This window comes from Synechococcus sp. Cruz CV12-2-Slac-r, assembly GCF_024346075.1.
Taxonomy (GTDB): Bacteria; Cyanobacteriota; Cyanobacteriia; order PCC-6307; family Cyanobiaceae; genus Synechococcus_D.
In genome coordinates this window covers 1-2113 of record NZ_JAGQEK010000226.1, presented here as the reverse complement: position 1 = coordinate 2113, position 2113 = coordinate 1, and the positions used below count along the sequence as shown (strand labels likewise).

Here is a 2113-nt window from a genome sequence, read left to right as displayed (position 1 = left end):
AGCATTCAGGCTTTCTGTGGGCCACTTTTCTGTTCAGCGACTCGAGTAGAACATCTGAAAGGCGAGGGCTTTCCTTATTGAGGCTTATTTCTGCTAACTCGTCAAGCGAAAGCCAGGCGTCCGAGTTTCCGAGAAATTCAGAGATCGACCCCTCTGACTCAAAACCAATCTGAATTATCCGATCCTCCCCAATTCTTCTTTCAATACAATGCTGAACAATCTCTTCAATAAAGACAACAATGCTTTCACCTCCTCTGAGGGCTTCGCCATCTTCTCCTGCAATTGCAAAAATAGTTTGCAGGGCCTCGTTAGCTACTTCTGCCGGGATCTGCCCCATTCTTGCCTTGAAGTAGCCAGCTTTGGCCAAGGGCGACAGAATTGATAGATTTGGATCACTTAGATATAGAAGGTCAAGAGCCGCAAGATCATCATCGCTTGCGCGACTCAAGATCAAGTCGCGATTAATTGCCAGCGTTTTCACAAAACCACCATCACTGCTGTCTTGAAAATTCGTTTAAGGAGCCTACTGGCTGATACCACTAAGCAATCTCACTTTATCATTTCGCCGTCATTCGCACTAGCTGTTTCGCCAAAGTCTGACTCAGATGTGACAGTGGTCTTAGCAGTTCACCGCCTCCATGCGCTTCCTCCACACCGCCGACTGGCAAATCGGAAAGCCCTACGGGGCCGTTGCTGATGAGCAGAAGCGCTTTCGGCTGCAGCAGGAACGCCTTGCTGCCATTGGCCGTATTCGTGATGTCGTCAAGCTTCATAGCGTTGATTTTGTACTTGTAGCAGGTGATCTATTCGACTCAACTACACCTGCATCCACTGCAGTACTTGAGGTACTAGAAGCAATCGGTGAAATGCAGGTACCCGTATTGGTAATCCCAGGCAACCACGACCATGGAGCACCTGGCACTGTTTGGCATCGAGAGGATTTTCAGCGCCAAAAGCCACTGATGGCACCAAACCTACAGTTGTTGCTTGAACAGCAGATCGTTGAACTACCACAAGCAGTGCTGTTGCCTTGTCCATTACTACGTAATCAAAATTCAGCAGATCCAACCAGTTGGCTACGTCATTTTGATTGGGACGGCTTACCAGAAAACAAGCCAAGAATTGTTTTAGCCCACGGCAGTGTGCATGGCTTTGGAGGGCGTAATTATGATCTAGAGGAAGAAATCCAGGCCGTTTCCAATAATCAGATCGATTTATCAGTTTTACCAGCAGAACAAATCGATTACATAGCACTTGGCGATTGGCACAATCTCAAAGAGATAACTACCCGTGCTTGGTATTGCGGTACCCCAGAGCCTGATCAATTTGATCAAGGAACAGATAATCAGCGCGGGCAGGTTTTACTGGTGGACTTAGAGCGCGGGAAAATTCCTGCGGTACAGCCCCAACAAACAGGACGCATTTACTGGCACAACATCAGCATTAGTCTTACAGGCGATGCTGATCTGGATCGCTTACAACGGCAGATAGATGAACTAACTGCTGGGCGCGTAAATCGAGATCTATTGCGCATGGAGATAAGTGGCAGCCTCAGTCTTGCCGGCCATCGTCGTTATGAACAAATGAAGAACGATTTAAATGATCGCCTATTGCGACTTCGAATTAAGGGTGAATGTCAACAAGCACCAGAAGCAGAAGAACTAGAGCAGCTAACCGCTCGAGTGGAAGATCCTCTTATTGCCCGAGTAGCAAATCAACTACAGCAGCAGCTGCAAGAGGAAGATCCTGAATCTGAGCAGGCTGCCATTAACCGAGCTGCGCTTTGTGAATTGTTCCGTTTCACCACAACCTATTAAATCACCATGCGACTTATCAACTGCCAACTAGAAAATGTGCGCCAACACGGTGATTTAAAGCTCACTTTCTCGCCGCAACTCACCGTAATTAGCGGCCCCAATGAATCCGGTAAAAGTACACTGGTAGAAGCGCTGCATCGAGCCTTGTTCTTAAAGGCATCAGCTAGTGGCGCTCCAGTGGAGGCTTTGCAATCTCGAATACATCTTGGTCCACCAAAAATATTGATTGGTTTTGAGGCTAAAGGCGAAAACTGGGAATTAAATAAACGCTTTAGTGGCACTACCGGCAACGTAAC

General features: G+C 47.5%; 3 protein-coding genes. 2 read left to right on the top strand and 1 reads right to left on the bottom strand.

The features are described from left to right. On the bottom strand, positions 1-481 hold a 481-nt coding region (locus tag KB557_RS10975), incomplete at its 3' end, for a hypothetical protein (protein ID WP_255134156.1). Positions 482-638: 157 nt separating this feature from the next. Between KB557_RS10975 and KB557_RS10970 the strand changes: the two genes are divergently transcribed. Together KB557_RS10970 and KB557_RS10965 are read left to right on the top strand one after the other, a co-directional pair. Next, positions 639-1817, top strand: coding sequence for a DNA repair exonuclease (locus tag KB557_RS10970; protein WP_255134154.1), 1179 nt, complete (start codon positions 639-641; stop codon positions 1815-1817). Positions 1818-1823: 6 nt separating this feature from the next. After that, positions 1824-2113, top strand: a 290-nt coding sequence (locus KB557_RS10965) for an ATP-binding protein (protein WP_255134152.1), incomplete at its 3' end; no start/stop codon positions are given.

Excerpts from the sequence above, each read along its gene's own strand:
- KB557_RS10970 (WP_255134154.1), top strand. The coding sequence starts at position 639 with ATGCGCTTCCTCCACACCGCCGACTGGCAAATCGGAAAGCCCTACGGG.